Source organism: Rhizobium sp. LEGMi-198b (assembly GCF_054114205.1).
Genome location: NZ_JBSYVH010000007.1, coordinates 62,717 through 85,948 on the forward strand (window position 1 = coordinate 62,717; position 23,232 = coordinate 85,948).

General features: G+C 58.9%; 23 protein-coding genes. 10 read left to right on the forward strand and 13 right to left on the reverse strand.

What is annotated here, in order from left to right; all coding sequences use genetic code 11:
• Window positions 1–11 precede the first annotated feature (11 nt).
• From ACXHXG_RS24005 to ACXHXG_RS24015, 3 genes are all read left to right on the forward strand, one after another.
• Window positions 12–1,082 (forward strand): ABC transporter permease, encoded by a 1,071-nt coding sequence (locus ACXHXG_RS24005; RefSeq protein ID WP_457900947.1) that lies wholly within the window; start codon window positions 12–14, stop codon window positions 1,080–1,082.
• A gap of 39 nt (window positions 1,083–1,121) precedes the next feature.
• Complete coding sequence (locus ACXHXG_RS24010) at window positions 1,122–2,216, forward strand: ABC transporter substrate-binding protein (RefSeq protein WP_260304047.1); 1,095 nt, start codon at window positions 1,122–1,124, stop codon at window positions 2,214–2,216.
• 386 nt (window positions 2,217–2,602) lie between these two features.
• Window positions 2,603–3,829 (forward strand): AGE family epimerase/isomerase, encoded by a 1,227-nt coding sequence (locus ACXHXG_RS24015; RefSeq protein ID WP_457900948.1) that lies wholly within the window; start codon window positions 2,603–2,605, stop codon window positions 3,827–3,829.
• A 2-nt stretch (window positions 3,830–3,831) separates the two neighbouring features.
• Here the strand turns inward: ACXHXG_RS24015 and ACXHXG_RS24020 are convergent, their stop codons facing one another.
• The 9 genes from ACXHXG_RS24020 to ACXHXG_RS24060 all read right to left on the reverse strand — a co-directional run bounded on the left by ACXHXG_RS24020 (window position 3,832) and on the right by ACXHXG_RS24060 (window position 12,436).
• Entirely contained in the window at window positions 3,832–5,058 is a 1,227-nt protein-coding gene (locus ACXHXG_RS24020; RefSeq protein WP_457900949.1) for a dihydrolipoamide acetyltransferase family protein, read from the reverse strand.
• A gap of 3 nt (window positions 5,059–5,061) precedes the next feature.
• Window positions 5,062–6,075, reverse strand: coding sequence for an alpha-ketoacid dehydrogenase subunit beta (locus tag ACXHXG_RS24025; RefSeq protein ID WP_457900950.1), 1,014 nt, complete (start codon window positions 6,073–6,075; stop codon window positions 5,062–5,064).
• 2 nt (window positions 6,076–6,077) lie between these two features.
• On the reverse strand, window positions 6,078–7,310 hold the full coding sequence (locus ACXHXG_RS24030; RefSeq protein WP_457900951.1) for a 3-methyl-2-oxobutanoate dehydrogenase (2-methylpropanoyl-transferring) subunit alpha: 1,233 nt from the start codon (window positions 7,308–7,310) through the stop codon (window positions 6,078–6,080).
• A gap of 65 nt (window positions 7,311–7,375) precedes the next feature.
• Window positions 7,376–8,503 (reverse strand): acyl-CoA dehydrogenase family protein, encoded by a 1,128-nt coding sequence (locus tag ACXHXG_RS24035; RefSeq protein ID WP_457900952.1) that lies wholly within the window; start codon window positions 8,501–8,503, stop codon window positions 7,376–7,378.
• Window positions 8,504–8,808: 305 nt separating this feature from the next.
• Window positions 8,809–9,819 (reverse strand): LacI family DNA-binding transcriptional regulator, encoded by a 1,011-nt coding sequence (locus ACXHXG_RS24040; RefSeq protein ID WP_104827007.1) that lies wholly within the window; start codon window positions 9,817–9,819, stop codon window positions 8,809–8,811.
• A 134-nt stretch (window positions 9,820–9,953) separates the two neighbouring features.
• The gene (locus ACXHXG_RS24045; RefSeq protein ID WP_104827008.1) at window positions 9,954–10,286 is read right to left on the reverse strand and encodes a hypothetical protein; all 333 of its coding nucleotides are present in this window, start codon (window positions 10,284–10,286) and stop codon (window positions 9,954–9,956) included.
• Window positions 10,283–11,170 (reverse strand): NAD(P)-dependent oxidoreductase, encoded by an 888-nt coding sequence (locus ACXHXG_RS24050; protein ID WP_457900953.1) that lies wholly within the window; start codon window positions 11,168–11,170, stop codon window positions 10,283–10,285. Before ACXHXG_RS24050 ends, ACXHXG_RS24045 begins: the two co-directional genes overlap by 4 nt.
• Window positions 11,167–11,649 carry a gluconokinase gene (locus ACXHXG_RS24055; protein ID WP_457900954.1) on the reverse strand — a complete coding sequence of 161 codons (483 nt, stop codon included), beginning with the start codon at window positions 11,647–11,649 and terminating at the stop codon, window positions 11,167–11,169. The genes ACXHXG_RS24050 and ACXHXG_RS24055 overlap by 4 nt, the downstream gene beginning before the upstream one ends.
• A 28-nt stretch (window positions 11,650–11,677) precedes the next feature.
• Complete coding sequence (locus tag ACXHXG_RS24060; protein ID WP_457900955.1) at window positions 11,678–12,436, reverse strand: SDR family oxidoreductase; 759 nt, start codon at window positions 12,434–12,436, stop codon at window positions 11,678–11,680.
• Between the two features lie 99 nt (window positions 12,437–12,535).
• Here ACXHXG_RS24060 and ACXHXG_RS24065 point away from each other — a divergent pair, with 99 nt between their 5' ends.
• From ACXHXG_RS24065 to ACXHXG_RS24080, 4 genes are all read left to right on the forward strand, one after another.
• On the forward strand, window positions 12,536–13,483 hold the full coding sequence (locus tag ACXHXG_RS24065) for a 2-hydroxyacid dehydrogenase (protein ID WP_457900956.1): 948 nt from the start codon (window positions 12,536–12,538) through the stop codon (window positions 13,481–13,483).
• A gap of 10 nt (window positions 13,484–13,493) precedes the next feature.
• Window positions 13,494–14,525: an L-idonate 5-dehydrogenase gene (locus ACXHXG_RS24070; protein ID WP_457900957.1), complete on the forward strand. Its 1,032-nt coding sequence runs from the start codon at window positions 13,494–13,496 to the stop codon at window positions 14,523–14,525.
• Window positions 14,526–14,588: 63 nt separating this feature from the next.
• Window positions 14,589–15,479 carry an SMP-30/gluconolactonase/LRE family protein gene (locus ACXHXG_RS24075; protein ID WP_457900958.1) on the forward strand — a complete coding sequence of 297 codons (891 nt, stop codon included), beginning with the start codon at window positions 14,589–14,591 and terminating at the stop codon, window positions 15,477–15,479.
• Between the two features lie 360 nt (window positions 15,480–15,839).
• Window positions 15,840–16,808, forward strand: coding sequence for an MBL fold metallo-hydrolase (locus ACXHXG_RS24080; protein ID WP_283053809.1), 969 nt, complete (start codon window positions 15,840–15,842; stop codon window positions 16,806–16,808).
• A 153-nt stretch (window positions 16,809–16,961) separates the two neighbouring features.
• On the opposite strand, the gene ACXHXG_RS24085 is transcribed toward ACXHXG_RS24080, so the two are convergent.
• On the reverse strand, window positions 16,962–17,795 hold the full coding sequence (locus ACXHXG_RS24085) for a sugar phosphate isomerase/epimerase family protein (protein ID WP_457900959.1): 834 nt from the start codon (window positions 17,793–17,795) through the stop codon (window positions 16,962–16,964).
• 227 nt (window positions 17,796–18,022) lie between these two features.
• Here ACXHXG_RS24085 and ACXHXG_RS24090 point away from each other — a divergent pair, with 227 nt between their 5' ends.
• Entirely contained in the window at window positions 18,023–18,952 is a 930-nt protein-coding gene (locus ACXHXG_RS24090; RefSeq protein ID WP_260304060.1) for a sugar ABC transporter substrate-binding protein, read from the forward strand.
• Window positions 18,953–19,155: 203 nt separating this feature from the next.
• Entirely contained in the window at window positions 19,156–20,190 is a 1,035-nt protein-coding gene (locus ACXHXG_RS24095) for a sterol desaturase family protein (protein ID WP_285170001.1), read from the forward strand.
• Window positions 20,191–20,505: 315 nt separating this feature from the next.
• On the opposite strand, the gene ACXHXG_RS24100 is transcribed toward ACXHXG_RS24095, so the two are convergent.
• From ACXHXG_RS24100 to ACXHXG_RS24110, 3 genes are all read right to left on the reverse strand, one after another.
• The gene (locus ACXHXG_RS24100) at window positions 20,506–21,201 is read right to left on the reverse strand and encodes a nucleotidyl transferase AbiEii/AbiGii toxin family protein (protein ID WP_260304062.1); all 696 of its coding nucleotides are present in this window, start codon (window positions 21,199–21,201) and stop codon (window positions 20,506–20,508) included.
• The gene (locus tag ACXHXG_RS24105; protein WP_104827035.1) at window positions 21,202–21,471 is read right to left on the reverse strand and encodes a hypothetical protein; all 270 of its coding nucleotides are present in this window, start codon (window positions 21,469–21,471) and stop codon (window positions 21,202–21,204) included.
• Window positions 21,472–21,665: 194 nt separating this feature from the next.
• On the reverse strand, window positions 21,666–22,691 hold the full coding sequence (locus ACXHXG_RS24110; RefSeq protein WP_104827036.1) for a LacI family DNA-binding transcriptional regulator: 1,026 nt from the start codon (window positions 22,689–22,691) through the stop codon (window positions 21,666–21,668).
• Window positions 22,692–22,903: 212 nt separating this feature from the next.
• On the opposite strand from ACXHXG_RS24110, the gene ACXHXG_RS24115 reads away from it, so the two are divergent.
• Complete coding sequence (locus tag ACXHXG_RS24115) at window positions 22,904–23,221, forward strand: MocE family 2Fe-2S type ferredoxin (protein ID WP_260304064.1); 318 nt, start codon at window positions 22,904–22,906, stop codon at window positions 23,219–23,221.
• Window positions 23,222–23,232: the final 11 nt, after the last annotated feature.

The window sequence follows — 23,232 nt, forward strand, 5'->3', positions numbered from 1 at the left end:
GGAGGAACCTCATGCAATCGATCGAATCCAATGCGCTCGAACCGACCAGCGCCGAGCTGGTGGGAATGAGCTTTGGCCAGAAAATCCAGCGCCTACTGCCGGTCTATGGCCTCGTTATTCTCACAGCCCTTCTGATCCTGCTGTTTTCCATTCTGCTGCCGCAGACCTTTCCGACGCTGCTCAATCTGCGTTCGATCATCTCTGACAAGACGATCATCGCCATTCTGTCGCTTGCCGCAATGATCCCGATGGCGGCAGGACGCATCGACCTGACGATCGGTTACGGCATCGTGCTCTGGCACGTTCTGGCGATTAGCTTGCAGACGATGTTCGGCCTGCCCTGGCCGGTGGCTGTGCTCATCGTCATCCTGCTCGGCGCGCTGACCGGCTTCCTGAACGGGCTGCTGGTGGAAATCGCCAAGATCGACAGCTTCATCGCGACGCTCGGCACGGGCACCGTGCTTTATGCCATTGCTCTTTGGCATACCGGCGGGCGACAGGTGGTCGGCATGCTTCCCCAGGGCTTTTATGCGCTCAACGGCACGATGGTCTTCGGGCTGCCGATCACAGGGATCTATGTGCTTGGCCTCGCCTTCGTCATGTGGATCGTGCTCGAATATCTGCCGATCGGCCGTTACATCTATGCCATCGGCGCCAATCCGAAGGCGGCCGCATTGAACGGCATCCCCGTCCGTCGCTTCGTCATCGGCGCCTTCGTGACGTCAGGCACCCTCGCCGCCATCGCAGGCGTACTGCTCGCCTCCAAGCTGCGCATCGGCCAGGCCAGCGTCGGGCTGGAATATCTTCTGCCGGCACTCGTCGGAGCCTTCCTTGGTTCCACGACCATCAAACCCGGCCGCGTCAATGTGTGGGGCACAATGATTGGCGTCATCATCCTGGCGGTCGGCATTGCAGGCATCCAGCAGTTCGGGGGCTCGTTCTACGTCGAGCCGCTTTTCAACGGCGTGACCCTGCTCGTCGCCATCGGGATCGCAGGTTATGCGCAGCGCCGGCGGAGCCATGCCGGACGCATGGCTCCAGTACAAAAGCCGCAGCTATCAGCTAAGGCGACCGACAACTGAAGATCATTTTGGTTTAATTTTCAAAGGGAGGAGAATGAAATGAAACGCAGATTTTTCCTGCAGGCGACCACAGGCTTGTTGATGCTGTGTGCAAGCCACGCCTATGCCGATCCGATGGCGGATGCAAAAGCCGTCGTCGACAAATATGCGACGCCGGTCACCAAATGGGACGGCCCGACCACCGGTCCGAAGGCACAGGCGGGCAAGACCATCGTCGTATTGGCCGGCGACCTTAAGAATGGCGGCATTCTCGGCGTCAGCAACGGTGTCGAGGAAGCAGCAAAGGCGATTGGCTGGCAGGTAAAGGTTCTCGATGGCGCGGGCTCCATCGGCGGACGCACGGCTGCCTTCGGTCAGGCCATAGCGCTGCAGCCTGCCGGCATCATCATCGATGGCTTCGATGCAGTCGAGCAGGCCCCGGCTCTGGAACAGGCAAAGGCCGCCAAGATCCCGTTGGTCGCCTGGCATGCCGGCCCGGTCATCGGTCCCGATGACAAGAACGGCCTCTTTGCCAATGTCAGCACCGATGCGATGGAAGTCTCGAAAGCGGCTGCCGACTGGGCCTTTGCCGATGCCAAGGGCAAGCCAGGCGTGATCATCTTCACGGACTCCACCTATGCGATCGCCATCGCCAAGGCGGACAGGATGAAGCAGGAGATCGAACGGCTAGGCGGCAAGGTGCTCGAATATGTCGATACGCCGATCGCCGAGACCTCGCAGCGCATGCCCCAGCTAACCACCTCGCTCCTGCAGAAATATGGCGATAGCTGGACCCATTCGCTTGCGATCAACGACCTCTATTTCGACTTCATGGGCCCGTCGCTCGCTTCCGCCGGCAAGAGCGGCACCGATGCGCCGATCAATGTCGCCGCCGGCGATGGCTCGCAATCGGCCTATGAACGCATCCGCGCCGGTCAATTCCAGAAGGTCACGGTGGCCGAACCGCTCAATCTCCAGGGCTGGCAATTGGTCGACGAACTCAATCGTGCTTTCGCCGGTGAAAAATGGTCCGGTTACCTCTCGCCGCTGCATGTGGTGACGGCCGACAATATCCAGTCCGACGGCGGTCCGAAGAATACGTTTGATCCGGATAACGGCTACAAGGATCAATACAAGAAGATCTGGGGCAAATAACTTTATTCCCTATCAAGCACCGCGCGGCCTCAAAGGGCCGCGCTTTGCGTTCGGGGCACAAACAACCGGTTTGATCATTCCGCCTCGACGGCTGCAGCTCATCAAGGCTGCGTCTTAAACACAGGAAGGTGCTGCCTGTGTAAAGTCAAACAGCCTTGACTAAGGTATGGGATCAGCCAACCGTCAAACAGAAGCCTGATCCCGACCGGTTTTTATAGAGCAACTTCAACTCATTCGAAAGAAGGCTTTCCGCGCGCTTACGCTCATCTATTGGCGCTGCGCGATTTGAATTTTCACGCATTGATTGTGACAATTCAAAGGGATACAGGCTCCTGTGGTGCAGAGTAAGGACGCGATGAGATCCGATTGCTTTTAAAGATTTTACTATGCCGTTGATTGCTCTTAAAAAACATCTGACTGAAATCATGCTCCCGGTTTGGCTTAAGATGGCTTTCGATGACAAGGCGGGTCAGTTTGTTGAAGCTCTGTCTCTCGATGGATCGCACACGCGTAGCACGGTAGTGCGAACACGCACTGCCGCGCGCCAGATTTATGTGTTTGCGAATGCTTCCTGCAGGAATGTTGCGCCTATAGGGGCGCTGGATAAGGCGCAAATTGCATTTGAGAACTTAAAACGTATTTGCTGGGTGCCTGGCGCGCAGCCTGGATTTGCGCGATCATACGATCTCGCGACCTCTTGCGTGGCCGACCCCGAGATAGATCTTTACGATCAATCCTGCGTTCTTCTTGCTCTTGCGTGGCTTTTCAAGGCGACAGGAAATAGCGTCTATAAGACCACTATCGATGAGACACTATGCGCAATCGATGAAACACTTGCAGCAGACTTCGGTGGATGGGCGGAGACTGCGAGTGGTGATTTACCTCGCCGACAAAATCCCCACATGCATTTTTTCGAGGCTTGTCTTGCGCTGTGGGAGACTGATGGGTCCCTCCGCTATATCGCGCACGCCCGTGAAATTTTCGCGCTGTTTCAGACGCAATTTTACGACAGGGAATTCGGTCTGCTCCGAGAGTTTTTTGGCCCAGCATGGGAAATCTCAAAGGAATATGGCTCAGATCGAATTGAGCCCGGCCACATGGCAGAATGGGTTTGGTTGATCCGGAGGTATGAAAAGCTGGCGAAGGGAGACTATACGCAGCTTTGCGGGAATCTCCTCGCTGCATCTCAGCGTTGTCGTAGTGGATCGTCCACCCCGTTTATTCTCGACGAGTTTTTCGATGACGGACGCATTTCCAAGAACACGAGGCGCCTATGGCCGCAGGTTGAGTTGCTCAAAGCTTATGTCGCTGAGTACACTGCGCAAAATGATCCCATCAATTTGATGAGAGCGCACCAACTCGCAACACAGATTATGGCAGAATATCTAAGCCATACTCCGCATGGCACGTGGAGAGACTGCTTCGACGGTTCTGGAAATTTTGTCGCGAACTCGATGCCAGGCAGCTCGCTCTATCATCTCTGGACAATTGTCGCCGATCTAGACCTTGAAGGCTTGGAGATCGAGCGAATGGATCACGACTTTGTCGGCCCCAGCGTCGACAGCAGAACCAACGGCTCTGCATACGACAAGAATTTCGAACCCCTTCGATGATCTCAGCCTTCGATGAAAATGAGCGCCGGTGTTTCGAGCAGTGTGCGGACGCGCTGCACGAAGGTCGCCGCATCCCAGCCGTCAATGATGCGATGATCGAAGCTGGATGAGAGATTCATCATCTTGCACGGCACGAACTGCGTGCCGTCCCAGACCGGCCGCGTGGCGATCTTGTTGACGCCGATAATCGCCACCTCCGGATGATTGATAATTGGCGTGGAGACGATCCCGCCGAGCGCGCCGAGCGAGCTGATGGTGATCGTCGAGCCGGAAAGCTCCTCACGCGTTGCAGTGCCCGAGCGCGCCGCCTCCGCCAGCCGGTTCATCTCAGCGGCGCAATCCCAGATGCCGCGTGCTTCCGCATGCCGCACGACAGGCACGGTCAAACCAGCCGGCGTCTGTGTTGCGATACCCATATGGACCGCGCCATAGCGCGTGACGATGCCGGCTTCGTCGTCAAAAGTGGCATTGACATTGGGCTGCTCGGAAATGGCCTTCACCACCGCCTGTACCAGGAAAGGCAGAACCGTGAGTTTCGGATGATCCGCCTTGCGGTCAGCGTTCATGATGGCACGCAACTCCTCGAGCGAGGTCATGTCCACCTCCTCCACATAGGTAATGTGAGGAATACGCGAGGCGGAAAGTGCCATTTTCTCGGCGATCCGGCGGCGCAGCCCGGTCAACTTGATCTCTTCGGTCGCAGTCTTCTGGGTAAGGCCGCCCATTGACATCGTGGGAGCGGCTCCGTGGTTCAAAAGTTGCTCGATATCCTCTCGCAGGATACGGCCCGCTGGTCCGGTCCCCTGCACCTGTGCGAGGTCGATGCCGCTTTCCTTGGCGAAGAGCCGCACCGGGGGTGCGGCAAGCGGCTTTTCGGTCCGCGGCGTCACAGGATCCGACACTGTTGGAGCAAGCTTCGGAAATTCCGCAGTCGACACTTCGGCGGTCGTCTCTGCGATCTCTTCGGACCGAGCCCCGCCGGCATCTCCGGTCGTTTCGATCCGCACCAGCGGAGCCCTCACCGCGATACGCTCTCCGACCTCACCGGCAAGCCAGGTGACGATGCCGTTGACGGGAGACGGGATTTCTACGGTGGCCTTGTCCGTCATGACGGCGACAATCACCATGTCCTCGCGAACGGGATCTCCTGGCTTCACGAACCACTCGACCAGCTCGGCCTCGGCGACTCCCTCCCCCACATCAGGCATCTCGATGACAAATTCGCTCATGGCTCAGGCTCCCATGACTTCGGCAAGCGCCAGTCCGACACGGGCAGGGCCTGGGAAATAATCCCACTCCTGCGCATGCGGATAGGGCGTGTCCCAACCGGCAACGCGCACGACTGGCGCCTCCAGATGGTAAAAGCAATATTCCTGCACCAGCGCGACGACCTCGGCGCCAAAGCCCGAAGTCAGCGTTGCCTCATGCACGACGACACATCGCCCTGTCTTCCGGACCGAATTGATGATCGTATCCAGATCAAGCGGCAGCAGACTTCGGAGGTCGATCACTTCGGCATCAATGCCGGTATCCTCGGCCGCGGCGAGCGCCACATGCACCATCGTACCATAGGCAATCACAGTCACCGCCGAGCCTGCGCGCCGGATCTCAGCCTTGCCGATAGGTATCGTATAGTGGCCGTCAGGCACCTCTCCGAGATCATGTTTAGACCAAGGCGTCACAGGCCGCTCGTGATGGCCGTCAAAGGGGCCGTTATAGAGCCGCTTCGGCTCTAGGAACATTACCGGATCCGGATCTTCGATCGCAGCAATCAGCAGGCCTTTGGCGTCATAGGGATTGGATGGCACGATCACCTTTAGCCCGGAGACATGGGTGAAGAGCGCCTCCGGGCTCTGACTGTGCGTCTGGCCGCCAAAGATGCCGCCGCCTGTCGGCATGCGCACGACGATCGGACAGGTAAAATCGCCGTTGGAACGGTAGCGGATACGAGCCGCCTCCTGGGTTAGCTGGTCATAGGCCGGATACATGTAATCGGCGAACTGGATCTCGACACAGGGCTTCAGGCCATAGGCGGCCATACCGATCGCCGTGCCGACGATGCCCGATTCGCTTATCGGCGTGTCGAAGCAGCGCGTCTTGCCATATTTTGCCTGAAGCCCCTGCGTGCATCGGAAAACGCCACCGAAATAGCCTACATCCTCGCCGAAAACGACGACATTGTCATCCTGCGCCATCGAAACGTCCATGGCGCTACGCACCGCCTCGATCATCGTCATCCTGGCCATTCTCAGTACCCTGCCTTCTGCCGCTGGCGCCGGATGTGCGGCGGCATCTCGGCATAGACGCCTTCGAAAATGTCCCGAACCGAAGGCTTGCCGCCGGCATGCAATGTGCCGTGCTGCTCCGCCTGGCGCTGCGCCTCCATTACCTCGTCCATGATTTCAGCTTCTGCCTGCACATGCCGCTCCTCAGACCATGTGCCCCGGACGATCAGATGTTTCTTCAACCTCAGCACGGGATCGCCAAGTGGCCAGGCCTCCGATTCCGTCTTCGGACGATAAGCATTCGGATCGTCCGAGGTCGAATGCGCCCCGACACGATACGTCACATATTCGATCAGCGTCGGCCCGAGATTGCGCCGGGCACGCTCAGCTGCCCAGCAGGCAACGGCATGGACGGCGAGATAGTCGTTTCCATCGACTCTCAGCGCGGGAATGCCGAAGCCGAGGCCGCGGGCGGCGAACGTTCCGGAGCCGCCGCGCGCGATGCCCTGAAAGGTAGAGATCGCCCACTGATTGTTGACGATGTTGAGAATGACGGGTGCCTTATAGGTCGAGGCGAAGACGAACGCTGAATGGAAATCGGATTCCGCCGTCGAGCCATCGCCGATCCAGCCCGCGGCGATGCGGCTGTCATTCTTGATTGCCGAGGCCATGGCCCAGCCCACGGCCTGCACATACTGAGTGGCGAGGTTGCCGGAGATGGTAAAGAATCCGTGCTCCTTGGAGGAATACATGATCGGTAGCTGCCGCCCGTGCAGGGGATCGCTCTCGTTCGAGTAGATCTGATTCATCATTTCGACCATCGGATAATCGTCGGCAATCAGAAGGCCTGCCTGACGATAGGTCGGAAAATTCATGTCTCCCTTCTTGAGCGCCTTGCGGAAAGCACAACTGACAGCCTCCTCGCCGAGATGCTGCATGTAGAAGGACGTCTTGCCCTGCCGCTGAGCCATCAGCATGCGGGCGTCGAATGCGCGCAGCTTCATCATGTTGCGAAGGCCGGTCAGCAACTCCTCATCGGAGAGCGTGCCAGCCCAGGGACCGACCGCCTCGCCCTCGCGGTTCAGCACGCGGATGATGGAATAGGCAAGATCACGGATCTCCTCGGATGCGACATCTACGTCCGGCCGCGGCACGGAACCGGCTTTGGCGATCTTGACGTTGGAAAAGTCTGGCTGGCCGCCCGGGCGGACGGCGGGTTCGGGGACATGCAGAGCCAATTGAGAAGAATCCACCATGTCTAGTCTTTCCTCCTGCGCCGGCCTTGCTCCTCTCCTCCAGAAGCGGGGGCCGCATGTGGTTCTCACAGATTGCGGGCGATCACCATGCGCTGCACGTCGCTCGTTCCTTCATAGATCTGACAGATGCGCACATCGCGATAGATGCGCTCGACCGGGTAATCGGCCATGTAGCCATAGCCGCCATGTATCTGGATGGCGTCGGAGCAGACGCGCTCCGCCATTTCCGAGGCAAAGAGCTTAGCCATCGAGGCTTCCGACAGGCAGGGCAGCCCGGCTTCCCTTAAGGAGGCGGCGTGAAAAACGAGTTGCCGGGCCGCCTCGATCCGCACCTTCATGTCGGCAAGGCGGAATGCGACAGCCTGATGTTCGATGATCGCCTTGCCGAAGGCCGTGCGCTCGCGAGCATAGTCGCGCGCCGCCTCAAAGGCCGCCCGCGCCATGCCGACTGCCTGAGCCGCAATGCCGATCCGACCGCCCTCGAGATTGGCGAGTGCTATGCGGTAGCCTTCGCCTTCTGAACCGAGCCTCAACTCGATCGGAACGTGTACGCCATTGAAGGCGATCTGGCAGGTGTCAGATGAATGCAGCCCAAGCTTTTCCTCTACGCGGATCACCTCATAGCCTGCGATGTCCGTTGGAACGATGAAGGCAGTGATGCCTTTTTTGCCGGCGCCAGGGTCGGTAACGGCAAAGACGATGATGACATGGCCGTTCTTGCCTGAGGTGATGAATTGCTTGGCCCCATCAAGTACATAATGATCGCCATCGCGCCTTGCCCTGGTCTTCAGGTTCGAGGCATCAGAGCCAGCCTGTGGCTCGGTGAGCGCGAAGCCGCCAATCCATTCGCCGCTCGCCAGTCTCGGCAGGAAGCGCTGCCGTTGCTCCTCGGTACCGAACTTCAAGATCGGCACGCAGCCGACCGAGCTATGCACGCTCATGATCGTGGAGCACGTGCCGTCACCTGCGGCAATCTCCTCAAGCGCCATGGCATAGGCGACGACACCCGCATCCGACCCGCCATAGGCTTCCGGTACCAGCATGCCAAGCAAACCCAGTTCGCCCATCTCCTTCAGTTCTTCGCGCGGGAAGAGATGCTCCCGATCACGCTTGGCTGCGCCTGGCGCCAGGCGCTCGCGGGCAAAGTCGCGGGCAAGATCGCGAATCTGCTGCTGGAGTTCGGAAAAGATCATCTGTTCCTTCCCTTTCCGCTCGCGCTGCTTGGTTGCGACAGCGGTCGCCTGTTGTAGCCGCCACGGGTCTTATCAAGGAGATAGGGCGCTTTCGTCGTGCTTTCCATGCCCCCGCAACGACAACCGAGGCGAACATTTCGTTGACCTTGGTGGCTCACGTGGATTGCCAAGAGTTCCGGAATCTTCCGGCGGGAGGGAGCAGTTCTTCCCCAAACGGATTGGGACCGCAATCGATTGCGTGCAATTCAACGGTTCCGCAATACCTTCAGGCGTTGCTCTTTTTCGGCGAGCCTATCAGCAAGAATTTATCGGCTGCTGTCGCGTACAATCAGTTCGGGCGAGATCCTGACATCGACGCCCTCGTTGCCATCAAGGATATCGAGGATCAAACGCGCGGTCTTTTCTCCGATTTCCCGTGCGAAGGCATTGATCGTGGTCAGCGTGGGTACGCAGACTTCGCCGATCTCGTAATTGCCGAACCCGCCAATCGCAAAACGTTCCGGGACGGGAACGCCCAAACGACGACACTCGGTCAGCGCGCCATAGGCCGCAAGGTCGGACACGCAGACGACCGCCTCAGTATCCGGATAGGTTTCGATCAATTTCGCCATAGCATTGGCGCCTTCGCGCATCGAAATGGGCGGCAGGCCGGCGGCGATCAGGCGCGATGCATCAAGCCCATGCGCTTGCATGGCGGCAGAGAAGCCGACCCGCCGCTCACTACCGCGCGTATCGCGCCCGACATCACCGCCGATGAAGGCGATGCGGCGATAGCCGGAGCGGACGAAGTGGTCCACCATGTCGCGAACGGCACCGGCGTTGGAAAATCCGACGTAATGGTCGATCGGTTCGGCGGGAATATCCCAGGTCTCGATCACGGGGATATTGATCGTTTCCAACAGACGTCGCCCGCGTTCCGTATGCTTGCCGCCGGTCACGACAATCGCCTGCGGCTTACGGCGCAAGAGCTGCTCGATGAGCCGCTCCTCCTCCTGCGTGTTGTAGTTCGTATAACCCAACAGGATCTGCATGTCGCGCGCGGCCAGCGTATCGGAAAGCCCGCCGACGGTATCGGCGAAATTGGCGTTGTTGATCGAAGGAATCGTAACCGCGACGAAACCGGACTTCTGTGAGCGCAGGTTGGAGGCCGTGCTGTCGAAAACGTAACCGAGATCCTCGGCAGCCTGGAGGATGGCCTCTCTTCTCTCCTTACTGATCAGACTGTCGGCCTTGAATGCACGCGACACCGTCATCGGGGAAACCCCCGTCACGCGGGCTACGTCTGCCATGGTCGGCGGTTTGCGATTTTTGCTCATCTATGGCCCGTGTTATCGTTACCATGAGAGTAATATGCCTTTACTTCGAATGGCAAGAGGAACCCTTCGCCATCCCGAAATGAAAATGCGGAGCCTTTCGGCTCCGCACCCAACATCGTCAGCGCAGAATGAGTTCAGAGCACGAATTCGTGGGCGACCGTGACATGGTGATGAATACGCCCTTCAAAGAAACGGGACAGGACGGCTTCCGTCGCCGCGCGGGCTTCCGCACGAACAGGGCTCGCGAGCGCGGCTTCCACCGTAGCCAAGTCCGGATAGTTGACCGCGAGAATCATCGGGTATTCCGGTGCACCTTCGTCTCGTGCTTCGGCGAAGGTCACCCGCACATCGAGAGCACCGGGAAATTGCTTCCATTTCGGCAGGATGGTCTCCATCACCGCGTCGCGAAATGCGGCCGCCTCTCCGTCCTTAACCTTGCCTTCGAATAATGCGTATCGGGTAATCATTCGGCGATCTCCTTGTTCGGCCCCTTGAAAAATTCCATCAATGCGGCCTGGTCCTCGCCGCCGAGGCCGGCTGCCGTCAGCATGCGGTGCACCTCGGCGCAGACGGCCGTTAGCGGCATGGCGGTGTTGGTGCGCCGGGCGAGATCTTGCGCACCGTTCAGATCCTTGACCATGTTGTCGATGCGGCCTGTGCGACGGTAGTCCTTGGCGACGTAACGCGGCATGTATTCCTGGAGAATGGCGCTGTCGGCTCGTCCCCCTTTCAGCGCCTGCGGGATCTTGGCAGCATCAACGCCGGCATCGAGCGCCAGTTGGGTTGCTTCCGCGACAGCGAGAAAGTTCAGCGCGCAGAGCACCTGATTGATCAGTTTCGTGGTCTGGCCGGCGCCGGGCGGGCCCATATGGGTATAGTTCGAGGCGACATGCCGAAGCACCTCATGCGCATCCTTGACGTCCTCATCGCGGCCGCCGGCCATCAGTGTCAATTCGCCGATCAGAGCCTTTGGCGCACCGCCGGAGAGCGGGCTATCCACCCATCGCAGACCCTTTTCTTGCGCGTCCGCGGCCAGCGCCTTGGTCGCATCGGGATCGATGGAGGACATGTCGATAATCAGCGTTCCGGGCTTGGCGCCCTCGGCAACGCCGCCGGGGCCGAAGACCGCCGCACGCACGATCCGCGGCGAGTTCAAGCTGAGAATGACGTAATCCGATATCGATGCGGCCATGGCAGCACTCATCGCCGCACTGGCTCCCTTGGCCGTCAGCGCGGCAACCTTTTCCTTGTCGAGATCGAAGACCGTCAGATGATTTCCCGTCTCCACAAGGCGCGCGCCGATGGCTCCGCCCATCGCGCCTGCGCCGATCAGCGCAATTTTGCTGCTCATAGCTCTTCCTCCTCCAACGCGGCGATAATAGCCGCTATGACCGCATCAAACGGTTGATCGATATCGACGGTGATTGCCTGCTCGGCCGGTCCAGGCGGCTCAAGTGCAGCAAGCTGGCTTTCAAGCAAGACGGCCGGCATAAAATGCCCCTGCCGCTCTTGCAGGCGAGCGGCAATCACTTCCTTTTTTCCAGCAAGATGAATGAAGCGCACAGGCCCTTCGACCGCCGCACGGATCTTGTCGCGATAAGTCTGCTTCAGTGCGGAACACCCAATCAGCACCGTTTCCTCCGCTTGCGCAAGACAGTCCCCGACACTGTTCAGCCAAGGCCATCGATCCGCATCGGTGAGCGGCACACCCGCGCTCATCTTGGCGACGTTTGCCGCCGGATGAAGGTCGTCGCCATCGATGTAGATGCCGGACAGACGATAGGCGAGCGCTGCGCCAACAGACGACTTGCCGCAGCCGGAAACTCCCATGATGACGAACCGTCGCGGCCGCACGGCCTCAGAGTGACGCTGTGATACCGCCGTCGACATAAAGCACGTGCCCGTTGACAAAAGAGGATGCTTCGGAGGCAAGGAAGGTACAGGCGCCGACCAGTTCTTCGACCCGTCCCCAGCGCCCGGCCGGCGTGCGCTTCTGAAGCCATGCTGAGAAATCGGCATCGGCGACCAGCGCCGCATTTAATGGCGTGTCGAAGTAGCCTGGTGCGATGGCATTGCATTGCAGTCCGTATTTCGCCCAATCCGTCGCCATGCCCTTGGTGAGATTGCCGACTGCGCCTTTGGTTGCCGTATAGGGCGCGATCGAGGGCCGCGCCAGCGCAGTCTGGACGCTGGCAATATTGATGATCTTGCCTGCGCCACGTTTGATCATATGGCGAGCGACGGCCTGACCGACGTTGAAAACGCTCGATATATTGGTTCGAAGAAGCCGTTCGAATGCATCTGCGGGAAAATCTTCGAGCGGCGTGCGGTACTGCATGCCTGCATTGTTGACCAATATGTCGATAGCGCCGGTTTTGGCTTCGAAATCATCTACGGCATGCCGCGCAGCCTCGTGATCCGTCGCGTCGAATGGCAGGATGTGGACTGTGCCGTCAAACAGAGCTGCGGCTTTCGTCAGCTTTTCCACGTCGCGGCCATTGAGCACCAGCTCGGCGCCCGCGGCCGCCAGTCCTTGGGCAAGAGCCAGGCCGATGCCTTGCGACGAACCCGTCACAAGCGCACGCCGCCCTTTTAGATCGAAGAGGCCAAGAGACACGATTTTCTCCTTTTTTCATCTCGACAAATGCCGGTATGCTTGTTTATGTTATCGATAACATCTGGTGTCAAGGCCAGTATCAAGGGAGGAAACGAAAAGATGGAAAAGCCCACTATCCTGCAGGTAGGCCCCTATCCGCAATGGGATCAGGAACCCCTCGACGCGGCGTTTCATGTCCACCGCTATTTCGCGGCCGAGGACAAAGCTGCGCTTCTGACGGAGGTCGGGCCATCGGTAAGGGCAATTGCCACGCGCGGCGAACTCGGCGCTAACAGGGCCATGATCGAAGCCTGCCCCAGCCTCGAACTGATTTCGGTCTATGGCGTCGGCTTCGATGCGGTCGATCTTGGGGCCTGCCGGGAACGAGGCATTCGCGTGACGAACACTCCCGATGTCTTGACCAACGATGTTGCCGATTTAGGTGTCGCCATGATGCTCTGCCAATCGCGCGGCATGCTCGGCGCCGAGACATGGGTGCGAGATGGAAGCTGGGTCGGCAAGGGCCTTTATCCGTTGAAGCGGCGTGTATGGGGACGGCGGGCCGGCGTTCTGGGCCTTGGCCGGATTGGCTTCGAGGTCGCCAAGCGGCTGAAAGGCTTCGACATGCAGATCGCCTACTCCGACGTCGAAGCGAAACCTTACGCAAACGACATGGAATTCGTCGCCGATCCGGTTAAACTTGCAGAGCAATCCGATTTTCTTTTCGTGACGCTGGCGGCCTCTGCCGCGACACGCCATATCGTGGGACGGCAGGTCATTGAAGCGCTCGGTCCGGAAGGCATGCTGATCAACATATCTCGCGCCTCCAACATCGATGAGGAAGCGTTGCTGGATGCTCTGGAGACGGGCAAGCTCGGTTCGGCGGCGCTCGATGTCTTCGAAGGCGAGCCGAAGCTCAATCCGCGTTTTCTGGCGCTGGACAATGTGCTTCTGCAGCCCCACCATGCCTCGGGCACGATCGAGACACGCAAGGCCATGGGCCAGCTTGTCCGCGATAATCTGACCGCCCATTTTGCCGGTCAGCCGCTGCCCACCCCCGTTCTTTGAGGAGAAAGACATGAAGGCCATCGTCGCTCACGCCGCCAAGGATTTGCGGATCGAGGAGTATCCGGACGAAGAGCCGGGTGCGGGCGAGGTCAAGCTGCGGCTCGCGACCGGCGGTATCTGCGGCAGTGACCTGCATTATTACAACCACGGCGGCTTCGGCACCGTGCGCCTGAAGCAGCCGATGATCCTGGGACATGAGGTCAGCGCTACGGTCCTGGCCCTTGGCGCCGGTGTTCAGGGGCTCGAAGTTGGCCAACTCGTCGCTGTTTCGCCGTCGCGCCCCTGCCGGACCTGCCGCTATTGCCAGCAAGGCTTGCACAATCAGTGCCTGAACATGCGCTTCTACGGCAGCGCCATGCCTTTCCCGCATATTCAGGGCGCATTCCGCGAAATATTGGTTGCCGATGCCATTCAATGCGTCCCCGCCGACGGCCTCACGGCCGGCGAAGCGGCGATGGCCGAACCGCTGGCCGTCACCCTGCACGCGACGAAGCGCGCCGGCGAAATGCTGGGCAAGCGGGTTCTCGTGACCGGCTGCGGACCGATCGGCGTTTTGTCCATCCTGGCCGCCCGCCGGGCCGGTGCAGCGGAAATCGTTGCAACCGATCTCTCAGACTTCACACTTTCGCTTGCCAAGGAGGCCGGCGCGGACCGGGTCATCAATACGAAGGAAGAACCGGAGGCGCTTAGCGCCTATTCGGCCGACAAAGGAACCTTCGATGTTCTCTATGAATGCTCGGGGGCTGCCGCCGCTCTTACCAGCGGGATTGCGGCGCTCAGACCTCGCGGGATCATCATACAACTGGGTCTTGGAGGCGACATGACGTTGCCGATGCAGACTATCACCGCCAAGGAACTGAATCTGCGCGGCTCATTCCGCTTCCATGAGGAATTTGCCACGGGCGTTGAATTGGTGCGCAAGCGCCTGATCGATGTCAGGCCGCTGATCACCCATTCCGTGCCGCTCGCGGACGCCATCGGCGCTTTCGAGATCGCCTCTGACCGCAGCCGGGCCATGAAGGCGCAGATCGTCTTTTCCTGAGCCAGGCACGGCTCGCCGGTCGATCGATGCCTTGATGCTGAATGATGAGAGGTAATGTAAGAGATGTCGTTTTTCGAAATCATCGATCCGGCTTTCGGCCGGTTCGTCCTCGGCAATGCTCCCGTCAAACAAATCGCCAGCGGCTTCGATTGGGTTGAGGGGCCCGTCTGGTTCGGCGACCTGAATTGCCTCCTTTTTTCCGACATTCCGAACAATCGCATTATGCGGTGGATCCCGGGTGTCGGCACGAGCGTCTTCCGCGAACCATCGAACTTCGCCAACGGCCACACGCGCGATCGGCAAGGCCGTCTCGTGAGCTGCCAGCACGGCAGCCGGAGCGTGACCCGCACGGAATTTGACGGCTCCATCACGGTGATCGCCGAGCGCTATCAGGGCAAGCGGCTGAATTCGCCGAACGACGTCATCGTGGCTTCCGACGGCGCCATCTGGTTTACCGACCCGCATTACGGCATCGCCACGGATTACGAAGGATACAAAAGCGAGCAGGAATTGCCTTGCAATGTCTATCGCGTCGATCCTTCAGGTTCGATCGCAGCCGTGCTCACCGATTTCAATTGCCCGAACGGGCTGGCGTTCAGCCCGGATGAAAAGAAGCTTTATGTTGCAGACACCGGCCGTATGCACACCGACGATCCACGTCATATTCGCGTCTTTGACGTCGCAGAAAATTGGCGCCTGACCGGCGGCGATGTCTTTCATGCAATCTCGCCAGGGTGTGCGGACGGGATGCGGATAGACAGCGACGGCAATCTTTGGTCCTCGGCCGGCGACGGCGTCCATTGCATCGCGCCGGACGGGCATCTCATGGGTAAGCTCCTGGTCCCCGAAACCGCCTCCAATCTTTGCTTTGGCGGACGCGGCAAACACAAGCTCTTCATCACGGCAACCACGAGCGTTTACGCGATTTCGCTCAACAGACGCGGAGCGTTTTGATTGAGACGCCCATGAGGGCGTGGGGAAGGCGGTCGAGGTGGAGGAATAGCAACTGCTCCTGACCATCCTTCCTGCTCGAAACAGCATTTAGAGAGTGTCGCGGACATCGAAGACACCGAGCGGCTTTGAACCAACGCCGAGCGCGGGGCACCGTTGGGCGGGCGAATGCGTGTCTGCTCCTTCATCCCAGCTCTTCCACACCAAATCTTCGCTGCGATCCGCTGAGGGTACAGCCTGCCCTGTCCTCAGGTGTAGCCTTCCCTCTCCCTTGACCCGATCGATTGCCAATTCGCTTCAACATAGAGTTCGCGACGTGGCTCGTAGCCGACACGTCTCGTTCACGCAAAATAGGAGCGCATCATGTCGCAGGCAGAAACAAAACCCCGCACGATTGGTCAGCAGGAAACAAAGATGAGATTGGATAACGCATCTCAACCCGTCAAATCGGGCCCCGATGATCTGGTTCCGTCGCGCTATGCGGTGCGGATCGGCGAGATTGACGTACTGGTGGTCAGCGACGGGGTGCTACCGCTCCCGACCACGATGCTGGGACATAATGCCGAGGCGGCCGACCGCGCGGCCTGGCTGAACGATATGTTCCTGCCGCCGGACGCTTTCGACTGGTCGCTGAACGTGGTCCTGGTACGCAGCGGTGGGAAGACCATCCTCATCGACGCCGGGCTCGGGTTGGACCCGAACTTGAACCTGCCGCGGGCCGGTCAGTTGATCAAGCGATTGGAGTCCGCCGGTATCGATCTTGCGTCCGTGACCGACGTGGTGCTGACCCATATGCACATGGACCACATTGGCGGCCTCCTCGTCGAGGGGGTGAAGGATCGCCTGCGTCCGGACCTGCGAATCCACGTGGCTGCCGCCGAGGTCAAGTTTTGGGAGGCGCCCGACTTCAGCCATGTCGCCATGCCGCCAGGCTTCCCGGACGCGCTTCGGGCGACCGCCAAGCGCTTTGCAGAAGAGTACCGCAGCCATTTCCGGCTGTTTGATGATGAATACGAGGTGGCACCAGGGGTGATCGTCCGTCGCACCGGCGGCCACACCCCCGGCCACAGTGTAGTCCGCCTGGCATCCGGCGGAGATCGGCTGACCTTTGCCGGCGACGCCGTGTTCGCGGTCGGCTTCGAACATCCCGACTGGTACAACGGCTTCGAACATGACCCCGAAGAGGCCGCCCGCGTCCGCGTCCGTCTTTTGACAGAGCTGGCGACGACCGGCGAACAGTTGGTCGCTACGCATTTGCCCTTCCCGTCCGTCGGCCGGGTGGCAATCGACGGCGATCACTTTCGCTGGGTACCGGTCTTCTGGGACTACTGACCCGCTTGCCGGGTTGGGGCCAAACTAGACGGCCGCATGCGTTTGAATATCCGGCGATCGCTGCCTCGCAGAGATCGCCGCCAGCTTCGGCTTCGGCGACCCAACAATTGGGTCGCCTTCGGAGAGCAAAGCGTACATTCAGCGAACCTCGCGTCAGCCGGCAGTTCTCGCCCAGAGCGCACGCACCTCCTGCATCAGAAGAAGAGATTCCTCCCATCGGTCCGTGGTGTCCTCGCCATCCCTTCCCGTGATCGCATAGGGCTTCGGTCCTAACTCGCAGGTGAAAGCGAGGACATCGTCGCTGCCTGCGCGTTTTCGCCAGCTTCTGAAGCCGTATTCCCACCAGCCGAGAAAGAGATCGACCCAGGGGCGGTGATGCGGAAAGGAGATTTCGATCTGGACCTGCTCACGCGAGGCGACCCGGCCGTGGAAGGCCCAGGAACTGTCGAGTATCCGGTGGATGAGCGCATGATTTTCGTCGGATACCGGCCAGGCGAATTCCCGGCCGACGAGAAAATGAGAGACATCCCCCAAAAGCCGCAAATCCGGAAAGCGATCGAGCAGATCGAGCATGAAGAATAGATCGGTCGTCATACGGTCGCGGTGTGTCTCGATGAGGACATCGATGCCGGCCTCCTCGCCCAGCCGCTGCCAGCCCTCAAGCAAGGGAAGGCAATCCTCCAGGCGCCGTAACCGCACGTCGGGCTGCAGGCAGAGGTGATGCACGTTGCATTCGGCGGCGATCTCAAGCACCGGCTTCAGATCGTCGACAGTCTTCGGAAAGCATTGTCCTTCGGCCTGCAGACCATGATGCCTGAGCAGGCCGGCAATTCGGCGCACTGCGTCACGGTCGGACCAATGGGCGCTGATGCCGTCGAAGCCAGCGGCGGCGATCTTGTCCAAATTCTCTTCGAGAGTGAGCTCCGGATATTTCGCGCTGCGTCGCTCCATGGCCCAAAGCGACTGGAATATGAGCATGTCCTGCATGGCGCCTCCCCTCCATGGGCTGCACAGATCACGAATTCCATGCCTTTGCGAGACCGTCCGGTGATGGGTTTTGATCATAGCGATATTTCATTGCAAAGCGGATGTGCTTGCGCGCGGCGAGCCGCGAGCCTTGAGGTTTTTTCATCAAAATACTCTCGGACGTTAACAGGCGCTGTCGGTAACTTTTTCCAGCGACTGATTGGGTCGTTGTTTCCTGGGAGGAGAACATGCTGAAATTTCTTGGCGCAAGTGCGCTGGTGCTCGTGCTGTCGTCGCAAGCCTATGCCGCCGATCGGATCGGCGTTTCGATGGGCTATCTGACGACCAATTTTCAAACCCTGATCGCCAACGGCATGCAGGACTACGCCAAGACCAAAGGCATCGATCTGCAGGTGGAAGACGCCGCCAACGACGTCAACAAGCAGTTGGATCAGGTGCGGAACTTCGCGGCTGGCGGCGTCTCGGCCATCATCGTTGATCCTGTGGATTCCGACGGTACACCGGCAATGAGCAAGATCGCAGAAGCGGCAGGCATTCCGCTGATCTATGTCAATATACAGCCGACCGATTTGACGAGCCTTGGCAAGAAGCAGGCCTTCGTGGGATCGAACGAAACAGAATCTGGAACGCTGCAGACCAAGGAAGTCTGTCGCATGCTGGGTGGAAAGGGCGACATCGTCATCATGATCGGCGACCTCACCAGCCAAGCAGCCCGACAGAGGACTGCGGACGTGCATGACGTCTTGAAGTCCGGTGAGTGCGGCGGCATCAAGGTCCTTCGCGAGCAGGTCGGCAACTGGAGCCGTGTCGACGGCGCCGACCTTGTTTCGAACTGGCTGACCAGCGGCCTGAAATTCGATGCCGTGATCGCCAACAATGACGAGATGGCGCTTGGCGCGATTGCCGCGATCAAGAACGCCGGCGGCTCAACGGACAAGACCCTCGTTGCGGGCATCGACGCCACGCCCGACGCTCTTCAGGCGATGAAGGCCGGCGACCTCAAGGTCACCGTGTTCCAGGATGCCAAGGCGCAGGGTCGAGGCGCTGTCGACACCGCGGTGAAGGCTATCAAGGGTGACCAGATCGACAGGGAAGTCTGGATCCCTTTCAAGCTGGTGACGAACCAGAACATGGTCCAGTTCGAGCATCTCAACTGAGCTGAACCTGACGACATTCTATCAGTGGCAACGCTAGGGTGACGCACATGGGGAGGCCGGCGGCCTCCCTTCTCACCCGCCGCCACCTGATAGAGCAAAGTCCTCACGGTTGGTCTGAGTAATTTTCATCAAAACTCTGCTGTCGTTTCGAACCGGCGTCGGTGAGACTGATCGCATGCATTCCGGAAATTGGGAGGAACACGATGGATGACACGCTCTACGGCACGCGCGACAAACGAGGGGACTGGAAGCCCAACAAGCTTCTCAAATATCCTCCTGTCTTCATCTGGCCGGCCCAGCCGGCCGCCTTCCTGAAATGGTTCTTTGGATATCCGGGGTATCTCATGCCTTGGAACGCCGTCTATGCTGTCGTCGCAACGCTACTGTGGTTCTATGCGACACCCTCGATGGAGACGATGAAGACCCTTGAGCCGGGCTGGATCGCCTATCTTCTCGCGCGCAATGCCACCCTCGTCTTCCTGTTCTTCGGTGCGTTTCATTTGCGGCTTTACATGCAGAAGAAGCAGGGCACGAGTTTCAAATATAACGGCAAGTGGCCGTCCAAAAACAATTCGGCATTTCTCTTCAGCAATCAGACCATCGACAATGTGATCTGGACATTCGCAAGCGCGGTCCCGCTTTGGACTGCCTTCGAAGTCCTGACCCTATGGGCTTTCGCGAACGGCATCATTCCCTATGTCGATTTCGCCGAACATCCGGTTTACTGCACTGTGATCATGCTTTTGATCCCGGCATTCCGCGACCTGCATTTCTATCTGGTCCATCGCCTCATTCACTGGCCGCCGCTCTATCATGCCGTTCACAAGCTGCATCATAACAATGTCAACCCCGGCCCGTGGTCTGGCCTTGCGATGCACCCCGTAGAGCATCTGCTGTATTTCTCGGGCGCGCTCATCCATTGGATCGTACCCTCCAATCCGATCCATGCCCTCTTCCATCTGACCCATGCAGCCCTCGCGCCAGCCCCTGGCCATGCGGGCTTCGATAAGATCGTGATCGCAGACGATGCCGCCATCGACACCCACGCCTACGACCACTACCTGCATCACAAGTTCTTCGAGTGCAATTACGCCGACGGTGTCATCCCGCTCGACAAGTGGTTCGGCACGTTCCATGACGGCTCGAAAGAGGCCGAAGACCGCATGAACAGACGCTTTATGGAGCGGGCACGAAAATACGCCGAAAAGCAAGCGCGCAGCTCTGAAACCCCGAGCTAGCTTAAGGCCCAAGCCCGCGTCCGGGCTTGCTGGCGCGCCATGCTTCATAGGCGCAATTTGGTTCTCCCCCCGCCCGAGCGGCCTGTTGACGGCGGGACATGCCGGAGCCTGCGATCCCTCCTTCGCAGGCTCCGCCTTGGCCGTTCAGGCTGGCGGCGAAAAATGCCCGATATTTTCCGTAGATAGCACCGCCACCAATCAGATTCACCCGCGTTCGGGTCGCCAGACGCACCATGGGCAGGGCGTTCACCCAAAGGTCCATCGATAATAACAGGTACTTTGTCGGCCCCGTTGTCGAGTAATTAAGTTACTATACTATGTGCTGGGCTGTGCGCCTGTTGGAAGGGCGCAGACAGTCTCCAGAAGCTCAACTGTCATTGCCTGCGCCTCTGCCGGAATCTCAGAGAAGCTCTCGCGGTACAGTAGCTTCTTCATGATGGCCTCCGCGAACTGCGGGTTCATCTGGCGAGCGACGTTCAGAGCCTTCTCGCATCCATCTCTAAAGGGTGACAGGGTCTTGACGACATAGTCTGTTCCGAGGGCCTTCACCACGCAGGCGAGATCGAACATGTCACGTGGCTGCATAGACGCCCCGCGATAATATATCTTCTTTGCGATAATTTCCGCGGGAGTTTCGAGCAGGACGTCTCGCCCGCGCACCCGTGCCTCTATCGTTGGGTTATCGGTCAAACTTGGGGCGCAGATAAAGTCGAGCTCGCCGACACCTTCGAAGACGATCTTTAATGCTCTCGATCCGTCGGATTCGTATCCGTCCGGGCTGATATCGAGTTCATATCCCTGTGTCTGCGGATTGAGATACGGCAAAAGTTGCGGATCTTGAACGAAGATGTCGACGTCAAAGCTTTCGCGGTGATCGATCTGGAGCATCAGCGCCGTACCGCCCCCAAAGGTCCAACTGTCGATTAAGTTGAATTCGCGGTTTGCTTGGTCGATGATGCTGGTGGCCTGGTCAAAGAGATCGGCCCATTTGCTTTCAGCGTATTTAATCAACTATGCCACCCGCGCCAGAGGCAGCGTATAACCAGCGAGTACCGAGAACTTCCGGGCAAGATCGGAGGCTATCACTCGATCGATATGCATTTCGTCCAGAAACAAGTTTTGCAGGCCCTCATCCACTTCTGAAAAGAAGGAGAAGGCCGACGGATCGAAATAGTCGGCGCTGGCAGGATCTGAAATCTTTGATGCCAACTGCTCAGCCGAAAGCGCCGTCCCATAAGGGGCGTTGACAGTGGATAGAACCTTTACTGCAACAATCGACATCTTCCACACTACCGAACTTCCCTCTAACGAATGTAGCGTCGTAGTGCTTGAGAAACAAGGATCGCTGGTGGACACGTAGGGGGAACGATTGAACTACATTCTCAACGAACCCTGCTGATAGCGTTTTCGGCTTTGTCAAAGAGAGCGGTAGTTCATCTTCCAGAGATCGTGACTTCAATCCTGGGCAGTGCGCGCTATTTGACTACGATATTTTCCGCCGTATACGTCAGGAACGGAACCGGATCCCGGCTAACAGGCACGTCGATGACACCCAATCTCGAAAGAACGGTGTCCAATGCGCGTCTCGCCTGGGTTTCCGGAGCTTGATCCAAAACAAGCGTCATCAGCCCTGAAACGATGAAGCGGCGCGTTTCGTCGTTGAGTTCATGTGTGATCCAGATGAACTCCCTCTTTTCCTGCTGCTGATAGCGCTGAAGAACCGATCCAACACCGAGATTGGCGCCGCCGGCATTGTAGATGCCGGCGATATCCGTCCCGCGACGTAACGCCTGTCTCAGCAATTCGGCGGATCTCACATCGTCATCCAGGCCGAATATAACCTCCGAAAACTGATGCGCCGGGTTGCCGTGGGCGGCGAGGTAATCGGAAAAACCGCGAATGCGCTCCTTATGAATTTGATAGGCCCAGCTATGACAGATGGCGACGATGCTTCCCGCCGCCGGTCGAAGCATTCGGGACATATAGAAGCCCGCGGTTCGTCCGGCCGCGTAATTATCGATGCCCACGAACACATCGTCCCTGCCGGACGTGTAGGAAACGATCTGGACGACTTCTATGCCGGCACTACGGGCGTGATCCAGGCTCTGCCTGATTTTCGGATGGTCGAGGCCGACAACAATCAGGGCATGGCGGCGGATGGCGCTGTTGGATATATGGGCGGCAAACTTCTCGGGATCGTTCTCCTCGACGAAGGTTCTGTGAACGGCAATCGAGCTGTCCAATGAGGCGGCAATCCGTTCAAATGCGCGATTGAGCCTGCTGAAGAACGGCGACTCAGGTCTCACAAGGATGACCTCGATGCGGATCGTTCCGCGATAGAGATTCGGGATCACCCCTTTATATCCCAGCCGCTTGGCGGCCAGCACCACCTTCTCTGCCGTCTGGGGCTTGACCCCTCCTCGCTCATTAAGAACGCGCTCGACGGTTGCAATGCCGACGCCTGCGGCGGCCGCAATATCGACCAAGCGAGCTTTCTTCATTCTGTTTCTCCCCTGATCAAAAATGATCATAATCGGCGTGGAATGTGAAGCGCTATTTCGCGCATGGTCGATGTTGCTCGGGGAGGAAAAGCTGAGCGAGATCAAGGCTCAGGGACAGCGCCCCTGAGTCCCAGCGCGACGCTCCTCCCGCAAGACAACATCTTTTGCGCTTGGTGGCGAGCCGCCGGCGGGCAATAGCGAGGAGACGATAAATGACGACATGGATCGACGCGTGTGCACCCGACGATATCGATCAGGAGGACGTCCTCCGGTTTGATCACGCCGGACGAACATTCGCGATCTACCGAAGCCCGGACGACGAATTTTTCGCAACCGACGGGCTGTGCACCCATGAAAAGATTCACCTGGCCGACGGGCTTGTCATGGATGACATTATCGAGTGTCCAAAACACAATGGACGCTTCAGCTACAAGACGGGAGAGGCTCGTGGTGCGCCGGTATGCATCAATCTGAGAACCTATCCGGTCAAGCTGGAAGGCGATCGCATCATGATCGAAATCGGCGCATGAGCGACGACGCC